The sequence below is a fragment of the Bacillus sp. FSL M8-0266 genome, assembly GCF_038613425.1.
Taxonomy (GTDB): Bacteria; Bacillota; Bacilli; order Bacillales; family Bacillaceae; genus Bacillus; species Bacillus pumilus.
The window spans coordinates 2,344,661-2,365,899 of the sequence record NZ_CP152015.1 but is presented as its reverse complement, the minus strand read 5'-3'; the positions used below and the strand labels follow the sequence as shown (position 1 = coordinate 2,365,899).

Here is a 21,239-nt window from a genome sequence, read left to right as displayed (position 1 = left end):
TGATTTTATAGGAGGAATAAAATGGATCCATCTACTTTACTATTATTTGTGATTATCGCAGCAGGTCTGATCGTTCTATCGATCTTCTTCACCTTTGTACCGGTGATGCTGTGGATTTCTGCCCTAGCGGCTGGCGTAAAGGTAAGCATTTTTACACTTGTAGGAATGAGACTTCGCCGCGTCATTCCAAACCGAGTGGTCAACCCGCTCATCAAAGCACATAAAGCAGGTCTTGATGTGACGATTAACCAATTAGAAAGTCACTACCTTGCAGGTGGTAACGTTGACCGTGTTGTAAATGCATTGATCGCGGCTCAACGTGCGAATATCGAATTGAACTTTGCACGCTGTGCAGCGATCGACCTAGCAGGCCGTGACGTACTTGAAGCTGTACAAATGAGTGTAAACCCTAAAGTCATTGAAACACCATTTATCTCTGGTGTGGCAATGGACGGGATTGAAGTAAAAGCAAAAGCACGTATTACAGTTCGTGCAAACATCGAACGACTTGTCGGTGGTGCAGGGGAAGAAACAATCATTGCTCGTGTAGGTGAAGGGATTGTCTCTACAATCGGTTCATCAAATAATCATAAAAAGGTTCTAGAAAACCCAGATATGATTTCTCAAACGGTTCTTGGTAAAGGATTAGATTCAGGTACTGCGTTTGAAATTCTCTCGATTGATATTGCAGATGTGGATATCGGTAAGAACATCGGGGCAATTCTGCAAACAGACCAAGCAGAAGCAGATAAAAACATTGCACAGGCAAAAGCGGAAGAACGCCGCGCAATGGCTGTTGCCCAGGAGCAAGAAATGCGTGCAAGAGTTGAAGAAATGCGCGCGAAAGTTGTAGAAGCAGAGGCTGAAGTACCACTTGCCATGGCTGAAGCATTACGTGAAGGTAATATTGGAGTCATGGACTACATGAATATTAAGAATATCGATGCTGATACGGACATGAGAGATTCATTTGGTAAAATGACAAAAGGTCCATCTGATAATGAAAACAAATAAGCATCCTCTCACGCTTTAAGGAGGGAGCCCAATGGACATTCTATTTGAAAATCCGTTACTAATTGCGATTATCATCGGTATCATCTCTGCTGTCTTTGGGAAAATCGGCAAACAAGAGGAGAACGAACAAAAGAATCAGCAAAACAAGCCAGCTCCTCAGCGTAAGCAGATGCCCCAAAAGCAAACAAAACAAACAAGTCCAGATCCAGTCGTGACGGATCAGATGGACGATTTCGGCGATGTACATGATCATGGCGGGATGAAGAAAAAAACATCTCAATCCTTACAGGACCGCTATACCGATACACTTGCCGAAATGGAAGAAAGAAAAAGCGAGCTGAATAGAGAATTCCAATCGCTTGAAAGAGAACTGACAAGGCCAAAGGCTGCTTCTGCCGAAGTGAAGCCAAAGATCATTGAGAAGCTCAACCAAGATACAATTGTTCAGGGGATGATCCTTGGAGAAGTATTTGGAGAGCCGCGCGCGAAAAAGCCGCACAGAACGATGAAACGGCCATATAACAGATAAACAAGAAAGTCCCATATAAAGGGGCTTTTTTTTTGTTTGACCTGATGGAGATTTCTCGCAGTAAAAATGATGAAACGGCTGTTTTGCGGGATTCATTAGCATGATCTGAACCGCTGAGGAATAGGATGATATAGAGACTTTCTCATCAGTCTCACCATCTTTCAGTTTGATCTCATACACATGGGGCGGGAAGGGGTTCTAATTGAATGGGAAAAAGAAAAAATCGACTTAAAGCATGGCTGACAAGAACACTTGAAATCCCTCCAGACGTCATGATGGATCTTCCCCGTATTACGATGGTTGGCAGACTCCACATTTACATAGAGAATCATAAAGGGCTGTTACTTTTCAGTGATCAAGAGGTAAGGCTGATGCTCAAACAAGGACAATGCATTATTTCAGGGAAAGATTTTGTGATTAAAACGATTTTGCCAGAAGAGATCTTATTAGAAGGGAAAATCGATGAGGTCCGTTATATTGATTCTTAACTGACGGAGGGGAGAAGTGTGAAGAATAAATGGTTCGCCTATTTTATTGGCAGAGTGGAAGTGGAAATCAAGGGAGACGGCATTGAGCGGCTCATCAATGAGTGCACGAGACAGGGGATCACAATGTTTCAAGTGAGCCGCCGTCAAGACAGCGTGCGCTTATTTATTCGCTTATCAGATGTACATGCCTTCAGAAAAGTACAAAGACATCATGAGGTAACATGTTCATTTCATCAAAAGAAGGGATTTCCGTTTCTTCTCCTATGGTCAAGGAAGAATATTGGGTTTACCCTTGGGATTGTGTTCTTTCTAGTGACGATATTGGCACTTTCAAACATGGTGTGGAAAATTGATATTAAAGGAGCCAATCCAGAAACTGAACATCAGATGAGAAAGCATTTAGACGAGATTGGTGTGCAAAAAGGCCGTTTTCAGTTTCTAATGGGAACACCTGAAAAAATTCAAAAATCACTGACCGCCAATATTCAAAGCATTACATGGGTTGGCGTTGAACTAAACGGTACAACATTTCAAATGAAAGTTGTGGAAAAAAATGAGCCGGAAAAAGAGAAATATACGAGTCCACAGCATATTGTGGCCAAGAAGAAGGCGGTCATCACGAGAATGTATGTGGAAAAAGGGGAGCCGCTTGCCGCAGTTGATGAACATGTGAAGAAAGGACAAATGCTCGTCTCTGGCCTCATCGGCAGCGAAGACCAGCAAAAAACGGTTGGTGCTAAAGCGAAAATTTATGGTGAAACGTGGTATCGTTCTGAAGTTTCTGTCCCTCTTCGAACATCTTTTGATGTCTTTACGGGTAAAATGAAGACAAAGCACAAGCTCTCCGCATTTGGAGGTTCAATGCCATTTTGGGGCTTTTCCTTTAAAAAAGATGATTTTAAGCAGCCAAAAACAGAAACTGAAGTTCACCCACTCCATTTCTTAAACTTCCAGCTCCCATTTTCCTATGAAAAAGAAACGACACGCGAAAGCGAAAAAATAAACCGGACATACACAAATAAAGAAGCGGTTCAAGCAGGGATTAAAATGGGTAAAAAAGAATTAGAAGAGAAGCTAGGTCAAACAGGAGAGGTGAAAAGTGAAAAAGTTTTGCACGAGGCAACAGGGAATGGTAAAGTTAAGTTAATCATCCTTTACCAAGTAATAGAAGATATTGTTCAACCAACACCTATTGTTCAGGGAGACTAGAGAATGACAGAACATTTACTTGAAATTCAACAAAAATTAGATAGCCCAAACGAAGCGATTGCTTTATTTGGAAATCAAGATGCTTATCTGAAACTGATGGAAAACGAGCTGAATGTCTCCATTATTACGCGCGGAGAAAAGGTGTATGTTTCTGGTCAGGAAGCATCAAGAGAAACAGCGAGCCGTCTGATTACATCTCTCTTACATCTCATCCAAAAAGGAATTGAGATTTCTGAACGGGATGTCGTCTATGCCATTAAAATGGCGCAAAAAGACAAGCTCAATTATTTTGAAAATATGTATGAAGATGAAATTACGAAAAATGCAAAAGGAAAGTCAATCAGAGTAAAAACCATTGGCCAGCGGGAATATGCTGCGGCAATGAAAAAAGATGACTTGGTCTTTGGAATTGGACCAGCTGGAACAGGGAAGACGTATTTGGCAGTCGTCAACGCGGTACATGCACTGAAAAATGGACATGTGAAACGGATTATCCTGACAAGACCAGCTGTTGAAGCAGGAGAAAGTCTTGGCTTTTTACCAGGTGATCTAAAGGAAAAAGTAGATCCTTATTTAAGACCACTATATGATGCCTTGCATGATGTGCTTGGCAGTGATCATACGGAACGTTTAATCGAGCGCGGTGTGATTGAAATAGCGCCTCTTGCCTATATGAGAGGACGGACACTCGATGATGCATTTGTTATTTTAGATGAAGCGCAGAATACAACGCCTGCCCAAATGAAAATGTTTTTGACGAGACTTGGGTTTGGCTCTAAAATGGTCATTACAGGAGATATTACACAGATTGACCTGCCGAAGGGCATGCAGTCTGGTCTTGCAGCTGCAAAGGACATGCTTGCAGAGATCAAGGGCATCTCATTTATTGAGCTAGACCAGACAGATGTGGTCAGACACCCGCTTGTGGCAAAGATCATCGGAGCATACGAAAAGCAAAAATGACCTTAGTGACCCGATCGTCTTCATCGGGTCATTTTGTTTCGATCGTGGTTTAAAGTAAAAAAGGAGGTACTTTCCTTGAGAAAGAATCAGAAAGACAGTAAGCGCAAAAGACTGCTGTCTAAAAAAGAACCTCAGAAAATGGAGCGCTCACGTTATTTAAATGTTTTGCTATACGCTGGTTTAGCAGCCATTCTATTCGTGGTGCTCTTCTTCCATGTAAAGCCTGAATCGCTCGACTTAGATTTATTTTCAGTGAGCGAACAGACCATCTATTCTCCATCAACCGTCGATGATCAAGAAGCGACAGAAGAAAAGAAGCAAGAAGCAACAGATCAAGTAGAGGATCAATATACACTCAAAAAAGCGTATTCTGACAATCGTGTTGACCTCATCTCCTCCCTTTTCGAAGCCATTAAAGAAGAGAAGAAAGCAGCTGATGAAAAAGAAAATCCGCCATCAGATAAAGAAATGGTCAAGCGTGTCAAAGAAAAACTCACATCAGATATGCAGGAGGCTGTTTCAGACCAATCCATCAAAGCACTGCTTCAGGCAAGTGACGAAAATCTCTCTTTTACTAAGGATTCCATCATCACAGTGGTGAATTCACTGATGAGTAAAGAAATCACAGCAGCGAAATTACAAGATGAGAAAAAACAAGTGAAAACAGAGCTTGAAAATAACTCAATTCCATCCAAATACTTAAATGCAGCGAAAGAAATCGGTGAATTTGCGATCATTCCAAACTATGTATTTGATCCAGTGGCGACAGAGAAGAAAAGGCAAGAAGCCGCTGATAATATTCAGCCGGTTCAAATTAAGCAAGGGCAAATCTTAGTCGAAGAAGGAGAACTTATCGACCGAGAAGTGTATCGTAAATTAGAACTGACAGGGCTCTTAAATAGCTCCAATTTGATTAAGCCTGTAAGCGGTCTTATGATATTGATTGGTCTATTCTTAGCAGCGATTATTCATTCACTTGAATCGAGGAAAAAATCGCTTGTTCATAAGAATAAGTCGTTGCTTCTCTACTCGCTCATTTTTACCATTATTTTAGTTATCATGGAAGTATTCAGTCTCTTTCAGGAAACGAAGTATACGACGATAGGTTATGTGGTGCCAGTGGCGCTTGGCACGATGCTGATCAAGCTGCTTATCAATGAGCGGCTAGCGATCTTCTCTGGTCTTGTATTTGCTCTTTGCGGCAGTATGATGTTTAATCAAGGAGTAACCGGCGTCTTTAACTATGTGATCTGCGCTTATTACCTTGTGAGCGGGATGGCGGGCATTTTATTTTTGAGAAAGCATAATGCGCGTTCAAAAATATTGCAGGCAGGGCTTTCGGTCGCTTTGGTGAATGTCCTTGTGGTTCTATCCATAACGCTGATTCAAAACTCCTCACCATCAGGACTTGAAATCGGTGTGAACCTTATGATGGCGATTGTATCAGGGTTTGCATCATCTATTTTGGTCATTGGTCTAATGCCAGTGTTTGAGAGTATGTTCGGCATTCTTTCAACAATGAAGCTGATTGAACTATCTAACCCAAACCATCCGCTCCTTAAAAAGATTTTAACAGAGACACCAGGTACATATCATCATAGTGTCATGGTGGCAAATTTAGCAGATGCTGCATGTGAAGCAGTCGGAGCAAACGGTCTTTTAGCAAGGGTTGGCGCTTATTATCATGACATTGGGAAAACGAAAAGACCGCAATACTTTATCGAAAACCAAATGAACATTGATAATCCGCATGACAAGCTTTCTCCTCAGCTAAGTAAAAATATCATTATTGCCCATACGACAGATGGAGCTGATATGCTGAGAGAAAAAAAGTTTCCTGAAGAGCTTGTCGATATTGCCGAACAGCACCACGGGAAGTCGCTGTTAAAGTTCTTTTACTATAAGGCAAAAGAGCGTGATGATCAGGTGACAGAAGAAGAATTCCGTTATCCTGGGCCAAAACCGCAATCAAAAGAAGCGGCAATTATTTCTGTAGCGGACAGCGTGGAAGCAGCGGTACGATCGATGCATAATCCAAATCCAGAGCGGATCGAAAAGCTCGTCAAAGGCATTATTTCCGATAAAATGCAGGATGGGCAATTCAGCGAATGTGATCTGACATTTAAAGAGTTAAATATTATTAGTCAAACGATTTGTACAACATTAAAGGGGATTTTCCATTCTCGGATTGAATATCCAGATGCCCCGAAGCAGAAGGTGAAGTAAATGACATTGTTAATCGATTTAATAGATGAAACAGGACAAGTATCAAAAGAGCAGCTTGAAGAAGTGGAAAAGCTTCTTCAGTTCGCTGCTGATGCCCTTGAGGTCAAAGATCAAGCGGAGGTATCAGTGACGATCGTTTCGAATGAAGAGATTCATCAAATTAATAAAGAATACCGCGGAAAAGACGCACCAACGGATGTGATCTCCTTTGCACTCGAAGAAGAAGGAGAAGGGGAAATTGAAATCATTGGTGCTGATGATATTCCACCTGTACTCGGTGACATCATCATTAGTGTGGACCGTACGAAAGAGCAGGCAGAGGAATATGGACATTCCTTTATGAGAGAGCTTGGATTTCTCGCCATTCATGGATTCCTGCATTTGCTCGGGTTTGATCATATGACAGAGGAAGATGAAAAAGAAATGTTCGCCAAACAGACAAAGATCTTGGATGATTATGGCCTTTCAAGATCTTCGTAAGAAAAGAAGGCCGCTTGCCCGTTTTTTTCGGAGTTTTTATTATGCATTTAGAGGAATATGGCGAACTTTCTTGAATGAACGGAATTTTCGATTTCACACAGTCGCAGCCATCATCGTGGTGATCTGCGGCTTTTGGTTTCACATTGAACCATTCGAATGGATGATCGTTTTGCTTTTATGCGGGGGGATGTTTGCGCTTGAACTTGTCAATACAGCCATTGAACATACAGTGGACCTGATGACAGAAGAGAGGCATCCGCTTGCTGAGAAAGCGAAAGACGCCGCAGCAGGCGCTGTTTGCGTTTACGCCGCGATTTCGGTTATGATTGGGTTGATCATCTTCTTACCGAAGATCATGCAATAGAACAATATTACTATTTATTAACATTTTTAGAAATGGGCGTGAAAATGTCACGTGAATTATGTAAAATATAAATGTGACAGTGGGTCCATTTCTTCTGAAAGTGGGAACTAGGAATGAACAAACAAGAGTTGATTTCAGAAGCAGTTAAAGCAAGAGATTTTGCATATGTACCCTATTCAAAATTCAAAGTCGGTGCAGCATTGTTGTCGAACGATGGAAAAGTGTATGGCGGCTGCAACATTGAAAATGCAGCATATGGTATGTGTAATTGTGCGGAAAGAACAGCACTTTTTAAAGCCTATTCAGAAGGCATCACATCGTTTCAAATGCTAGTGGTAGTAGCTGATACAGACCGGCCTGTTTCGCCGTGCGGCGCATGCAGACAGGTTATTTCAGAGCTATGTGCACCTGACATGCCAGTGATTCTAACGAACTTAAAAGGACAAATATACGAAACAACAGTAAACGAACTATTGCCAGGCGCATTTTCACCGGAGGATTTAAATGACTAACGAAAGCTTCAAATCAGGATTTGTATCCATTATTGGAAGACCAAATGTAGGAAAATCAACCTTTCTTAATCGTGTGATTGGACAAAAGATCGCCATCATGAGTGATAAGCCCCAAACGACACGAAACAAAGTGCAAGGTGTCTTAACAACAAACACGTCACAAACGATCTTTATCGATACACCAGGGATTCATAAACCTAAGCATAAGCTTGGTGATTTTATGATGAAAGTGGCTACAAATACACTGAAGGAAGTCGATTTGATCTTGTTTATGATCAATGCAAAGGAAGGCTATGGCAAGGGTGATGAATTCATCATTGAACGACTCAAGCAAACATCTACACCGGTATTCCTAGTCGTCAACAAAATCGACCAAATTCACCCAGATGAGCTGTTCCTTTTAATTGATGAATACCGCACACGTTATCCATTTAAGGAAATTGTGCCAATTTCAGCTCTTGAAGGAAACAACATTGACACGCTTCTTCAGCAGGTTGAAGGTTATCTTCCTGAGGGCCCGCAATTTTATCCAGCAGATCAAGTAACAGATCATCCAGAGCGGTTTATTATTTCTGAATTAATTCGTGAAAAAGTGCTGCATTTAACAAGAGAAGAGATCCCGCACAGTATTGCAGTGGCGATTGAATCCATTAAGCCAGATGAAAATGGTAAGATCCATGTGGCGGCGACCATTGTCGTAGAACGTGATTCACAAAAAGGGATTGTTATTGGGAAACGAGGCAGCTTATTAAAAGAAGTGGGACAAAAAGCGCGCAGAGATATTGAAGCACTTCTCGGTTCAAAAGTGTATCTGGAGCTTTGGGTAAAGGTTCAAAAGGACTGGCGTAATAAATCCACTCACCTTCGTGATTTCGGATTTAGAGAAGACGAATATTAAAAAATCGTTGCTGTTGTCATAAAATCTGACAATGGTGCGGTTCGATTAGTAAAAATTGTTTATCATGAAATGGAGGTAGCTTGGTCAAGATATAATTAATATGTTGGATGTAGCGTTGCTGCTTCTAATAAAGAAAGGTGGGGTTTTTATGTTGAATTTTACATGGAACGTATTTTCACAAACAGGAAGCGTTGACACGTATCTGCTTTTCAAAGAGTTAGAAAAGGAGAACCTGGAAAGACCCGATATACTTGAAGAAGAGATAGCACGATTTGATTTTCCAATCTTATAATTCTTGACCCCTCCAATGCTCGGAGTGTAGACAAATGCTCATTAAAAGTGAAGGAATCGTCCTTAGAACAACAGATTATGGCGAAACAAACAAAATTGTCACGCTGCTCACTAGAGAACATGGGAAAATTGGTGTGATGGCAAGAGGCGCAAAAAAATCAAACAGCCGCCTGTCAGCCATAAGCCAGCCGTTTTTATACGGAACCTTCCTGATCCAATCATCAACAGGACTTGGAACGCTCCAGCAAGGCGAAATGATTGAAAGTATGCGAACCATTCGGGAGGATTTATTCTTGACCGCATATGCCGCATATATGACAGAGTTACTCGATAAAAGCACAGAAGAAAAAAAGCCAAACCCTTATTTGTTTGAGCTCCTGCTTCAATCTTTGCGTCATCTGAATGAAGGTACAGATGCTGATATTATCTTATTTATCGTAGAGGTCAAAATGTTATCAGTGATGGGAATGAAGCCCGAACTGGATCAATGTGTCCACTGTGGTCAAAAAGAAGGGCAGTTTCATTTCTCGATTAGAGACAACGGCTTTATTTGCCAAAATTGCTTTTCTAAAGATCCGTATAAACTGCCCTTATCTCCAGCAGCTGCAAGGCTGCTCCGTTTATTTCATTATTTTGATTTATCAAGGCTCGGTCAGGTTGATGTGAAACCGCAGACGAAACAAGAAATTCGTCAAGTGCTCGATCACTACTATGAAGAGTATTCAGGCCTTTATTTGAAATCAAAAAAATTCATGAATCAGATGGAATCCATGAAAAAGCTCATGGGTGGGGAAAACAAAAGTTGACATCTTCCATGACTTTTTGTAAGATCATCTAAGATAAAATATGTTGCATTGACAGAAAGAAGTACTTGCGCAGAATCCATAAAAGCGACCTTAGGGCGGTGTGAGCTAAGGATGGAGGCGTAACGAAAGGCATTCTTGAGCAACGTAAAACAAAGCGGCTGGATGCTACGATACCAGCAAATAGGGTGGAACCGCGGGAAAAACTCTCGTCCCTATGTTTGCAAGGAGCCTTGCGAGCATAGAGACGGGAGTTTTTGTGTTCTTTTGCGGGGTTCTAGACCCACCCGCCATACATAGCGGATGGTGTAGAAAAGATGGAGGTGCGATCATTGAATATTCAAGACATGATTTTGACGTTGCAAAAGCATTGGTCAAATGAAGGCTGCGTATTAATGCAGGCGTATGACACAGAAAAAGGTGCCGGAACGATGAGTCCATACACGTTCCTCAGAAGCATTGGTCCAGAGCCGTGGAAGGTAGCGTATGTAGAGCCTTCAAGACGCCCGGCTGATGGCAGATATGGAGAAAACCCAAATAGATTGTATCAGCATCATCAATTCCAAGTGATCATTAAGCCGTCACCTGACAATATTCAAGAACTGTATCTTGAATCTTTGAAAGCGCTTGGTATTGACCCGCTGAAACATGATATTCGTTTTGTAGAAGACAACTGGGAAAACCCATCTCTGGGCTGTGCAGGGCTAGGCTGGGAAGTATGGCTTGATGGGATGGAAATCACCCAATTCACGTATTTCCAGCAAGTCGGCGGCTTAGAATGTAAGCCCGTTTCCGTAGAAATCACATACGGTATTGAACGTCTTGCTTCCTACATCCAAGATAAAGAAAATGTCTTCGATCTTGAATGGACAGACGGATTCACGGTGAGAGATTTATTCTTAATGGCTGAATATGAGCACTCTGTTTATACATTTGAAACATCTAATACTGACATGCTGTTTGATTTATTTACAACCTATGAGAAGGAAGCGCATAGCCAAATGGACAAAGGGCTTGTTCACCCGGCATACGATTATGTGCTCAAATGCTCTCATACGTTTAACCTGCTCGATGCAAAGGGCGCAATTTCTGTTACTGAGCGAACTGGTTACATCGGAAGAGTGCGCCAGTTAGCAAGAAAAGTAGCCAAAACATATTATGAAGAACGAGAAAAATTGGGATTCCCTATGCTAAAAGAGGAGGCGGCTTCTCATGAATAAACAAGATGTATTACTCGAAATTGGCTTAGAAGAGATGCCGGCTCGTTTCATGCCAGAAAGCACAAAGCAGCTAGGCGAGAAAGTAAAAGCGTGGTTTGAAGCGCAAAACATTTCATTTGAAGATGTTGCTCTATTTAACTCACCAAGACGTCTTGCTGTACTTGTGAAAGGTGTCGCAGAAAAACAAGAAGACATCAAAGAAGAAGCTAAAGGTCCGGCTAAAAAGATCGCGCAAGATGCGGAAGGCAATTGGACAAAAGCAGCGGAAGGTTTTGCCCGCGGACAAGGTGCTTCAACAGATGATCTCTATTTTAAAGAGATCAAAGGAGTGGATTATGTCCATGTCCAGAAGTTTCAAGAAGGAAAGCAAGTCAAAGACCTTCTGCCAGCATTAGGTGAGATCGCCGCTTCATTAAGTTTTCCAAAGAACATGAGATGGGGGAGCAAAGATTTACGCTACATCCGTCCGATTAAATGGATTGTTTGTTTATTTGGAGAGGAGATTGTACCTGCTCACATTGCTGGGGTGAAAAGCGGCCGCGAGACAAGAGGACACCGTTTCCTTGGTAAGGCAGCCATCATCGACTCGCCTGCTTCTTATGAGCAAACATTGCGCGATCAATTTGTCATTGCAGATTCAGATAAAAGAAAACAATCCATTACCGAGCAGCTAAATGCTCTATCTTCAGAAAAAGGTTGGGTGATTCCTGTTGATCCTGAGCTTTTAGAAGAGGTCAACAATCTTGTAGAATACCCAACGGTACTATCTGGTTCCTTTGAAGAAGAATTCCTTGCATTGCCGGAAGAAGTATTGGTAACTACAATGAAAGAGCATCAGCGCTATTTCCCTGTGAAAAATGAGCAAGGGGAATTATTGCCTCACTTCATTACGGTGAGAAATGGAAACAGTGAGGCGCTTGAAAATGTCGCAAGAGGGAACGAAAAAGTACTTCGTGCACGTTTATCAGATGCTGCCTTCTTCTATAAAGAAGACGAAAAACTAGTCATTGAAGACAATATTAAGAAGCTTGATAAGGTTGTATTCCATGAGAAACTTGGCACAATTGGCGACAAGCTAAAGAGAGTGACAGACATTGCGACGCGTCTAGCAGCGCATGTCGGTGCAGATGACGAAACGTCAGAGCGTGTGGCAAGAGCTGCAAGTATTTCGAAATTTGACCTTGTGACTCAAATGGTCTATGAATTCCCAGAATTACAAGGAATCATGGGCGAGAAATATGCAAAAGCACTTGGCGAACATGAAGAAGTGGCAAAGAGCATCAATGAGCACTATATGCCGCGCTTTGCTGGTGATGAGGCGCCTTCCACTTTAATTGGTGCGATTGTGGCAGTAGCCGATAAGCTGGATTCTATTTGTTCCTTCTTCTCAATTGATGTCATTCCAACGGGCTCTCAAGATCCTTATGGACTAAGAAGACAAGCGAGCGGTATCGTTCAAATTCTGCTTGATCGTCATTGGAACATTTCATTCAAAGAGCTTTTGGCACTTGCTCAAGTAGAAGCAGCACATGAAATGGCTCTCATTGAATTTTTAACACACCGTTTAAAATATGTCCTCCAAGCAGAGCATATCCGTCATGATGTTGTCGATGCAGTACTGGATGTTGAGAATATTGAACCTTATGCAGTCGTGAAAAAAGCAGCTGTTCTTGAAGAGAGCGTGAAACAAGAAAGCTTCAAAGAAACAGCAGAAGCATTAGGACGCGTCATTTCAATCAGTAAAAAAGGGGAAGACGCAGAAATTCAGCCTGAGCTGTTTGAAAATGAGCATGAGCAAAAGCTATATGAGGCGTATCAGCAAGTAGAGACAGCTGTCAAGGAACATGTAGCAGCAGGGCAATACAGCGCAGCACTTGAGGCGCTTGATACGTTAAAAACACCGATTGTTCATTATTTCGATCACACAATGGTTCATGCAGATGATGAAAAGCTGAAACGAAATCGTTTGGCACAAATGGTCAAACTAGCAAAAGTCATTCAATCATTTGCGAATATGAACAATTTAATTGTAAAATAAATACCTAAGAACGGTTGCCTTTTTTGAAGGGCAATCGTTTTTTACTCATTTAATTCACGGTTTTTGAGTGGATTTTTGTTTCATTCGGACAAAGATGCGCTATAATATGATGAGTTATGAAAATGATATACATAAAGTAAAGATTCGCTCTCTCTATTTAAAGGTGGTGAGTACAATCGAGTTAAATAAACGGCAAGAGCAGATTTTACAGATTGTCAAAGAGAATGGTCCGATCACTGGAGAGCATATCGCCGATCGGCTGAACTTAACTAGGGCGACCCTCAGACCGGATTTAGCCATATTAACGATGTCAGGCTTTTTAGAAGCAAGACCAAGGGTCGGCTACTTTTTCACAGGAAAAACAGGTACGCAGCTTCTAGCAGATAAGCTGAAAAAACTTCAAGTGAAAGATTTTCAATCCATTCCAGTGGTGATACATGAGAATGTTTCAGTTTATGATGCGATTTGTACGATGTTTTTAGAAGATGTGGGCACATTATTCGTTGTGGACGATCACTCTATTTTAACAGGCGTGTTGTCAAGGAAAGACCTCCTTCGCGCAAGTATTGGAAAACAGGAGCTTCCATCTATTCCTGTCCATATTATTATGACAAGAATGCCGAACATCACCGTTTGCCGCAAGGAAGATTTCATTATGGGTGTGGCGAAGCACTTGATTGAAAAGCAGATAGACGCACTTCCTGTTATAAAAGATACGGATAAAGGCTTTGAAGTGGTCGGCAGAATTACGAAAACAAACATGACGAAAATACTTGTTAACTTATCGGAGAATGAAATAATCTAATTACAGAAGACTGCGAGGGGATGTTATGAGTAATCGCGTAATTTTTGTGGTATCAGATTCAGTAGGAGAAACGGCAGAGCTCGTAGTCAAAGCGGCACTTAGCCAATTTGATGGCGGCTCATCAGACCATTCAAATATCAGAAGAATCCCATATGTAGAAGATGTCGGTACGATTAAAGAAGTCATTTCACTGGCGAAAGCAGATAACGGAATCGTCTGCTTTACTCTTGTTGTGCCAGAAATGCGTCAATTCTTAATTGATGAAGCAGAAGCAAACGGAGTCGTTTATTATGACATCATCGGACCACTAATCGATAAAATGGAGACTGCTTATGGAAATGAAGCGAAACATGAGCCGGGGCGTGTACGTCAATTAGATGAGGACTATTTTAAAAAGGTTGAAGCCATTGAGTTCGCAGTGAAGTATGATGACGGCAGAGACCCAAGAGGCATTCTAAAGGCTGATATTGTGCTCATCGGTGTATCACGCACATCTAAGACACCACTATCTCAATACTTGGCGCATAAACGGCTGAAGGTAGCAAACGTTCCAATTGTTCCTGAAGTAGATCCGCCAGAGGAGTTATTTTCAGTTGATCCAAAGAAATGTATCGGTCTGAAAATCAGTCCAGACAAACTAAATCATATTCGTAAAGAGCGTTTGAAATCTCTAGGTTTAAATGATCGCGCGATTTATGCGAACATTGAACGGATTAAAGAAGAGCTAGAGTATTTTGAAAAAGTGGTGGACCGCATTAACTGTCAAGTTGTTGATGTATCGAATAAAGCAGTTGAAGAAACGGCAAATGTCATTCATCAAATGCTGACCAAAAGAGGTTCCGAATAAACTCAGGATGCTCCTCCTGGGTTTTTCCTATGGTGGGAAACGGGTAAACAAAAACAATGGCATATTTGCTGCATTTGTATTATAATAAAAAATTGTGATAAAATGATTGATTTTAGGTTTAAGTTAAGTCAAGAACGAATAAACTAATATTGGCAGAAGTCAAGTGATTCTGAACATAACTTTTCGACAAAATGAGTTTTACTGTTGTTTGCTATATGGGGGAAAAGTATGGTCTTTTTGCTTCTCTAAAGCAGGAATAAGGTGGAGGGATGGAGAATTAGTCACCTGAATGAACATAAACAAGAGAGGACGATTTATGTCGATGCAGATGCTTGTCCTGTAAAAGACGAAATCCTTTCTGTCGCATTTCAATTTCAAGTACCTGTGACATTCATTGCTTCATATGAGCATTTTCAAACCAAAAGATCTCCACTTGAAGATTGGCGGTTTGTAGATACACATAAGGAAGCAGCGGATTTAGTCATTGCGAACTCAGCTGCCGCGCATGATATTGTCGTCACCCAAGACATTGGTCTTGCCTCATTACTGCTTCCAAGACAGGTCATTGTACTGTCTGAAAGAGGACGGATGTACACGAACGAAACAATTGATTTTGATTTGGAACGCAGACATGTTTCCAGTAAACAGCGAAGAAAAGGTGTATATGGAAAAGGTCCCAAAAAGCTTTTAGAAGAGGATAAAAAGCGATTTATTACGCAACTACAAAAAATCCTGTCGAATCATGAAGGATTTTTGAATTAAAAGGCGAATAATGTACGACGGAGTGTTATTAGGATGAGCAAACGTATACCAGATGAACTTTTGGAGCAAATCCAAAAAAACGCAGACATTGTCGAAGTGATTGGAGAATACGTACAGCTTAGAAAGCAAGGTCGAAATTATTTCGGTCTTTGTCCATTCCATGGTGAAAATACTCCTTCATTCTCTGTTTCAGCAGATAAGCAAATCTTCCATTGTTTTGGCTGTGGTGCAGGAGGTAATGTATTTTCGTTCCTCAGACAAATGGAAGGCTACTCATTTATTGAAGCCGTTTCACATGTTGCTGATAAGTACCATATTGATTTGCCTGATCATGTAGCAAATGCTCAGATCAGCTCCTCACAGCAAGAGGGCACTGCAGATCATAAAATGATTGAAGCGCATGAGCTTCTTAAGAAATTTTACCACCATTTGCTGGTAAATACAAAGGAAGGTCAAAACGCACTCGATTATTTACGGGCGAGAGGCTTTACAGATGAAACAATTGCCAAGTTTGAGATCGGATATGCTCTTGACTCTTGGGATTTCGTGACCAAGTTTTTAGAAAAACGAGGGTTTGATCCTGCGATGATGGAGAAGGCCGGTCTTTTGATTCAACGTGAAAACGGAACAGGCTTTTTTGACCGCTTTAGGGATCGTGTGATGTTTCCCATTCATGATCATCATGGGACAGTCGTCGCTTTTTCCGGAAGATCGCTTGGTGATCAGCAGCCTAAGTATATGAATAGTCCTGAAACGCCACTTTTTCATAAAAGTAAGCTGCTTTATCACTTTCATGACGCGCGTATGCATATTCGAAAACGCGAACGGGCGGTTCTTTTCGAAGGATTTGCTGACGTCATCTCAGCTGTCACATCAGGTGTCGGCGAAAGTGTTGCAACAATGGGTACGTCTCTAACAGAAGAGCACGTAAAACTTCTCAGACGGAACGTAGAAGAGATCATCCTTTGCTATGACTCTGACACGGCCGGTTATGAAGCCACCATGAAAGCTTCAGATTTGCTTGGAAAAAGAGGATGTAAAGTTCGCGTTGCCATGATACCAGATGGACTTGATCCAGATGATTACATTCGTAAATATGGTGGCGAGAAATTTAGGAATGACATCATAGATGCAAGTGTGACATTAATGACTTTTAAGATGAACTTTTTCCGTAGGGGAAAGAATTTATCTGATGAAGGAGACCGGCTTACTTATATGAAGCAGGTACTCCGAGAAATTAGCCGATTAAACGGTTCCTTGGAACAAGAGATTTACATGAAACAGCTTGCTGGAGAGTTCTCGATCTCACTTGATTCATTAAAGGAACAACTGGAGCTGTTTGAAAAACAGCAGCGTCAAGAAGCCAAAAGCACGCAGGAAGAAAGCGGGCTTGAAAAACGGCGTGCACATCTGTCAACACAGGTACGAAGAAAGCGTCTGCGGCCAGCATATGAAAATGCAGAGCGAATGCTGCTTGCTCATATGTTAAAAAGCGATGACGTGATCCGAAAAGTACTTGACAGAGTAGGGATTGAATTTAATATAGATTCTCACAGGGCGCTGGTCACGTACATTTATGCTTTGTATGAAGAAGGCAAAGAACCAACGCCGCAGCACCTGATGAACCGTATAGAAGATGATATCATCAATCAACTTCTGACGGATATATTCATGATTCAAGTTGGAGACGAACTAAGTGAAGCTGAATTAAGTGATTATGTAAAAAAAGTGTTGAATCATCGGAATTTGTCAATGATAAAGGAAAAAGAACTAGAACGTGCAGAAGCGGAGAGGCAAAAAGATTTCTTCAAAGCGGCAACACTTGCAAAAGAAATTATTCAGTTGAACCGTTCGCTGAAGTAATACGTCTAATATTTATGACAAGACTTACGGCTGGCAATGAATCCTTTACGGGAGGAGCATAAGACCGCAAGCATCTTGCCTTCATCATTATTTATTTTATTCCTATTTGCTCATCTGTTTGATAAAGAGAGAAAAGCAGGGCGGAAGCAAATCGCAAGTTACTTTAGAATTCGTTGCAAGCTTTGGAAGGAGGGATCCATAATGGCTGATAAACAAGCCCACGAAACCGAAACTGAATTAACCTTTGAACAGGTGAGAGATAAGCTCACTGAAACGGGTAAAAAACGGGGCGTTTTAACATACGAAGAAATTGCAGAGCGTATGTCTAGCTTTGAAATTGAATCAGACCAAATGGATGAATACTATGAATACTTAGGCGAACAGGGTGTAGAGCTCATTAGTGAAAACGAAGAGACAGAAGACCCAAATGTTCAGCAGCTGGCTAAAGCAGAAGAAGAATTTGACCTGAATGATTTAAGCGTACCACCAGGTGTCAAAATTAATGATCCTGTTCGTATGTACTTAAAAGAAATCGGACGCGTCAATTTGTTATCTGCTAAAGAAGAAATTACGTATGCTCAAAAGATCGAAGAAGGCGATGAGGAATCAAAAAGAAGATTAGCGGAAGCAAACCTTCGTCTCGTTGTCAGCATCGCGAAACGCTACGTCGGTCGTGGTATGCTGTTTCTAGACTTGATTCAAGAAGGAAACATGGGTCTTATGAAGGCAGTTGAGAAGTTTGATTACCGCAAAGGATACAAATTCTCAACATATGCGACTTGGTGGATTAGACAGGCGATCACGCGTGCGATTGCCGATCAGGCAAGAACAATCAGGATCCCGGTTCATATGGTGGAAACCATTAATAAATTGATCCGTGTTCAAAGACAGCTTCTGCAAGACCTAGGCAGAGAACCAACGCCAGAAGAAATTGCTGAAGACATGGATTTAACGCCAGAAAAGGTTAGAGAAATTCTTAAAATTGCGCAAGAGCCTGTATCTTTAGAAACACCTATTGGTGAAGAAGATGACTCGCACCTTGGTGATTTTATTGAAGACCAAGAGGCGACATCTCCATCTGACCATGCTGCATACGAATTGTTGAAAGAGCAGCTTGAAGATGTATTAGACACGTTAACGGACCGTGAAGAAAATGTACTGAGACTACGTTTCGGACTAGATGACGGAAGAACACGTACGTTAGAAGAGGTTGGAAAGGTGTTCGGCGTCACAAGAGAGCGTATCCGCCAAATTGAAGCGAAAGCTCTGCGTAAATTAAGACACCCAAGCAGAAGTAAACGATTAAAAGACTTCTTAGAGTAGAAACTGGACGGATCTTGAAAGAGATCCGTTCTTTCTTCATCAAGAATGAAAACGCTTTTTTCAATCTGATTATATTTTACTGAATAAATAATGAATTTGCAACGTTCTTAGAGAAAAGATGTATAAAAAATACATCAAAATGTGCTGAAGGCTTCATTTCTCATCTTTGCATCATTTTTGTCTAATCTGTGAACTTGACCAAAGTTTTGTATCATAATTCGTTTACTTTTTGTAAAATTAAAGTAGAATTAGAATTGTTTGTATAGTCTTAAAGGGGTTTTCACAAAGGGGAGGATGAAAGAAATGAAACGGAATCCACTTATACCATTTTTATTGATTGCCATTTTAGGGATTGGACTCACTTTTTTCTTATCAATGAAGGGGCTGAAAGATGAAGACAAAATCGCCTCTGGAGGCGAGGAGCAAAAGCAAGAAGAAACAGCAAATGCGACGCCGGAAGAATTGTATAAACAAAACTGTCTGAGTTGTCACGGGGAAAACTATGAAGGCGGTGCAGGTCCTGCATTAAAAGGTGTTGGAGACAAGCTTGAAGTGGCCGACATCAAGAAGAAAATTCAAGAAGGCGGCAATGGGATGCCAGGCGGGCTGATTCCAAATGAAAAGCTCGATGAAATGGCGGAATGGGTGTCTAAAATTAAATAATCTTACACAAAAAGCTCTTTTTCATCAGAAGAGCTTTTTTTCATTTGAAAACGACTTTTAATTTATATAAGATAGACAAGAATGAACATAAAAGAAAAGTAGTGATACGTATGAATGAAATGAATTTATCAAAACGATTAAAAAGAGTCGCAGACTTTTTACCACATGAGGCTGTCTTTGCTGATATCGGCTCAGATCATGCCTATTTGCCGTGCTATGCGATCCTGCATCAAAAAGCAGTAAAAGCAATTGCTGGTGAAATTACAGAAGGACCGCTTCAATCAGCGAAGCAGCAAGTACATAGACTTGAATTAGATGACAAGATTTCGGTCAGAAAAGGAAATGGTCTTGAAGCCATTGAAAAGGGCGAAGTGAATGCTGTAACGATTGCAGGTATGGGCGGAGCACTCATCGCAAGCATTTTAAATGACGGCAAGCATAAGCTCACAGGCCATGAAAGGCTTATTCTTCAGCCAAATATCCATGCTCACCACATTCGTTTATGGCTCTATCAAGAGGGGTATGAATTGATGGATGAAGTCATTTTAGAAGAGGATGGCAAAATATACGAAATTATGATCGCCGAAAAAGGCGACAAAGATAAAGCCTATGAAGGGATGTCAATTGAAACAGGCATGCTAGTTGGTCCGTTTCTTGCGAAAGAGCAAAATGATGTCTTCCGGCGCAAGTGGATGCAAGAACTTCAGCATATGGAGAAGATAGAAAGTCAAATCCAGCAGGCAGCGCGAACAGAAGAGAACAAGGATCGCCTTGAAGAGCTGCATGTAAAAATAAAGATTCTAAAGGAGGTTTTGACTGTTGGCTAAAACAGTAAACGGACATGAAATCATCCAATTATTTGAACAATTTTCACCAAAGGCATATGCCATAGAAGGTGACAAAATCGGTCTCCAAATTGGGACGTTAAATAAAAAGGTAAACAATGTCATGATCACCTTAGATGTACTAGAGAATGTGGTAGATGAGGCGATCGGAAAAAATGTGGATCTCATTATTGCTCACCATCCGCCAATTTTCCGTCCGTTAAAACATGTGGCGACAGATCAGCCAGCTGGACGGATCATTGAGAAATGCATCAAACATGATATTGCAGTATATGTGGCACATACGAATTTAGATGTGGCTGATGGAGGAGTTAATGACTTGCTTGCGGAGGCTTTAGAGCTTGAAGAAACAAGAGTGTTAGTCCCGACATATGAAGATCAAATCAAACAGCTTGCCCTCTATGTCCCGCAGGAATTTGAGGAAGCCATCCGTACAGCTTTAGGAAATGCGGGCGCCGGCCATATTGGCAACTACAGCCATTGCGTGTTTTCAAATGAAGGGACAGGCAGCTTTTTGCCATCAGAAGATGCGGACCCGTTCATTGGTAAGACCGGTCAATTGGAATTTGTTAAAGAAGTACGGATTGAAACCATTTTTCCGGCAAGTATTGAAAAACAAGTGATTCGTGAAATGATCAAAGCACATCCTTATGAAGAAGTCGCTTATAGTGTACACACGACAGACCTTCCTCCTATTCAAAAAGGGCTTGGCCGTATAGGGGAGCTAAGAGAGCCTATGACCCTTGGGGACTTCGCGCGATTTGTGAAGACGAAGCTGGATGTAAATGGTGCTCGCTTTGTAGGTGATCAGGACGCTGTTGTGAAAAAAGTAGCTGTGCTTGGCGGAGACGGAAATAAATACATTCACCAAGCAAAAAGAATGGGTGCTGATGTGTATGTGACAGGGGATCTTTATTTCCATGTCGCCCATGATGCTATGATGCTCGGGCTGAACGTAGTGGACCCAGGGCATTATGCAGAAAAAATTATGAAAGAGGGCGTAAAGGCGAAGCTTCAATCGTTATGTTCAGAGAAAAAGTATGATGTACAGCTCTTTGTTTCTGAATCAAACACAAATCCATTTCAATTTATGTAA

The 21,239-nt window shown here is 41.3% G+C and carries 22 protein-coding genes; all 22 read left to right on the top strand.

The window, feature by feature from the left end; genetic code table 11:
- The first annotated feature begins 21 nt into the window (after positions 1-21).
- Positions 22-1,014 (top strand): flotillin-like protein FloA, encoded by a 993-nt coding sequence (floA, locus tag MKY83_RS12065; RefSeq protein ID WP_044139418.1) that lies wholly within the window; start codon positions 22-24, stop codon positions 1,012-1,014.
- A gap of 31 nt (positions 1,015-1,045) precedes the next feature.
- Positions 1,046-1,543 carry a hypothetical protein gene (locus tag MKY83_RS12060; RefSeq protein ID WP_106032755.1) on the top strand — a complete coding sequence of 166 codons (498 nt, stop codon included), beginning with the start codon at positions 1,046-1,048 and terminating at the stop codon, positions 1,541-1,543.
- A 206-nt stretch (positions 1,544-1,749) separates the two neighbouring features.
- Positions 1,750-2,031: a sporulation protein YqfC gene (gene yqfC, locus MKY83_RS12055; RefSeq protein WP_012010618.1), complete on the top strand. Its 282-nt coding sequence runs from the start codon at positions 1,750-1,752 to the stop codon at positions 2,029-2,031.
- Between the two features lie 18 nt (positions 2,032-2,049).
- Entirely contained in the window at positions 2,050-3,240 is a 1,191-nt protein-coding gene (yqfD, locus tag MKY83_RS12050) for a sporulation protein YqfD (RefSeq protein ID WP_342487378.1), read from the top strand.
- A 3-nt stretch (positions 3,241-3,243) separates the two neighbouring features.
- Positions 3,244-4,203: a PhoH family protein gene (locus MKY83_RS12045; RefSeq protein ID WP_044139415.1), complete on the top strand. Its 960-nt coding sequence runs from the start codon at positions 3,244-3,246 to the stop codon at positions 4,201-4,203.
- Between the two features lie 138 nt (positions 4,204-4,341).
- Complete coding sequence (locus tag MKY83_RS12040; RefSeq protein ID WP_050943969.1) at positions 4,342-6,429, top strand: HD family phosphohydrolase; 2,088 nt, start codon at positions 4,342-4,344, stop codon at positions 6,427-6,429.
- Positions 6,430-6,909: an rRNA maturation RNase YbeY gene (ybeY, locus tag MKY83_RS12035; RefSeq protein ID WP_044139414.1), complete on the top strand. Its 480-nt coding sequence runs from the start codon at positions 6,430-6,432 to the stop codon at positions 6,907-6,909.
- Complete coding sequence (locus tag MKY83_RS12030) at positions 6,887-7,273, top strand: diacylglycerol kinase family protein (RefSeq protein WP_044139413.1); 387 nt, start codon at positions 6,887-6,889, stop codon at positions 7,271-7,273. Before ybeY ends, MKY83_RS12030 begins: the two co-directional genes overlap by 23 nt.
- A 113-nt stretch (positions 7,274-7,386) precedes the next feature.
- Positions 7,387-7,785 carry a cytidine deaminase gene (locus tag MKY83_RS12025; RefSeq protein WP_342487377.1) on the top strand — a complete coding sequence of 133 codons (399 nt, stop codon included), beginning with the start codon at positions 7,387-7,389 and terminating at the stop codon, positions 7,783-7,785.
- Positions 7,778-8,683 carry a GTPase Era gene (gene era / locus MKY83_RS12020; RefSeq protein ID WP_065098416.1) on the top strand — a complete coding sequence of 302 codons (906 nt, stop codon included), beginning with the start codon at positions 7,778-7,780 and terminating at the stop codon, positions 8,681-8,683. Before MKY83_RS12025 ends, era begins: the two co-directional genes overlap by 8 nt.
- A gap of 148 nt (positions 8,684-8,831) precedes the next feature.
- On the top strand, positions 8,832-8,975 hold the full coding sequence (locus tag MKY83_RS12015) for a YqzL family protein (RefSeq protein ID WP_065098441.1): 144 nt from the start codon (positions 8,832-8,834) through the stop codon (positions 8,973-8,975).
- A gap of 34 nt (positions 8,976-9,009) precedes the next feature.
- Positions 9,010-9,780 (top strand): DNA repair protein RecO, encoded by a 771-nt coding sequence (gene recO / locus MKY83_RS12010; RefSeq protein WP_342487376.1) that lies wholly within the window; start codon positions 9,010-9,012, stop codon positions 9,778-9,780.
- A 329-nt stretch (positions 9,781-10,109) separates the two neighbouring features.
- Entirely contained in the window at positions 10,110-10,997 is an 888-nt protein-coding gene (glyQ, locus tag MKY83_RS12005) for a glycine--tRNA ligase subunit alpha (RefSeq protein ID WP_003217487.1), read from the top strand.
- Positions 10,990-13,035 carry a glycine--tRNA ligase subunit beta gene (gene glyS, locus MKY83_RS12000; protein WP_342487375.1) on the top strand — a complete coding sequence of 682 codons (2,046 nt, stop codon included), beginning with the start codon at positions 10,990-10,992 and terminating at the stop codon, positions 13,033-13,035. The genes glyQ and glyS overlap by 8 nt, the downstream gene beginning before the upstream one ends.
- Before the next feature lie 166 nt (positions 13,036-13,201).
- Complete coding sequence (locus MKY83_RS11995; protein WP_034620854.1) at positions 13,202-13,840, top strand: helix-turn-helix transcriptional regulator; 639 nt, start codon at positions 13,202-13,204, stop codon at positions 13,838-13,840.
- 25 nt (positions 13,841-13,865) lie between these two features.
- Positions 13,866-14,687, top strand: coding sequence for a pyruvate, water dikinase regulatory protein (locus MKY83_RS11990; protein ID WP_044139409.1), 822 nt, complete (start codon positions 13,866-13,868; stop codon positions 14,685-14,687).
- 261 nt (positions 14,688-14,948) lie between these two features.
- Positions 14,949-15,449, top strand: a complete 501-nt coding sequence (locus tag MKY83_RS11985) for a YaiI/YqxD family protein (RefSeq protein WP_126740715.1) — start codon at positions 14,949-14,951, stop codon at positions 15,447-15,449.
- Between the two features lie 33 nt (positions 15,450-15,482).
- Positions 15,483-17,312 carry a DNA primase gene (gene dnaG / locus MKY83_RS11980; protein ID WP_342487374.1) on the top strand — a complete coding sequence of 610 codons (1,830 nt, stop codon included), beginning with the start codon at positions 15,483-15,485 and terminating at the stop codon, positions 17,310-17,312.
- Between the two features lie 201 nt (positions 17,313-17,513).
- A complete protein-coding gene (rpoD, locus tag MKY83_RS11975; protein WP_008342392.1) occupies positions 17,514-18,635 on the top strand; it encodes an RNA polymerase sigma factor RpoD in 1,122 nt (373 codons plus the stop codon).
- A 303-nt stretch (positions 18,636-18,938) separates the two neighbouring features.
- Positions 18,939-19,298 carry a cytochrome c550 gene (gene cccA / locus MKY83_RS11970; RefSeq protein ID WP_044139406.1) on the top strand — a complete coding sequence of 120 codons (360 nt, stop codon included), beginning with the start codon at positions 18,939-18,941 and terminating at the stop codon, positions 19,296-19,298.
- Between the two features lie 110 nt (positions 19,299-19,408).
- Complete coding sequence (locus MKY83_RS11965; protein WP_065098414.1) at positions 19,409-20,125, top strand: tRNA (adenine(22)-N(1))-methyltransferase TrmK; 717 nt, start codon at positions 19,409-19,411, stop codon at positions 20,123-20,125.
- Positions 20,118-21,239 carry a Nif3-like dinuclear metal center hexameric protein gene (locus tag MKY83_RS11960; protein WP_065098413.1) on the top strand — a complete coding sequence of 374 codons (1,122 nt, stop codon included), beginning with the start codon at positions 20,118-20,120 and terminating at the stop codon, positions 21,237-21,239. Before MKY83_RS11965 ends, MKY83_RS11960 begins: the two co-directional genes overlap by 8 nt.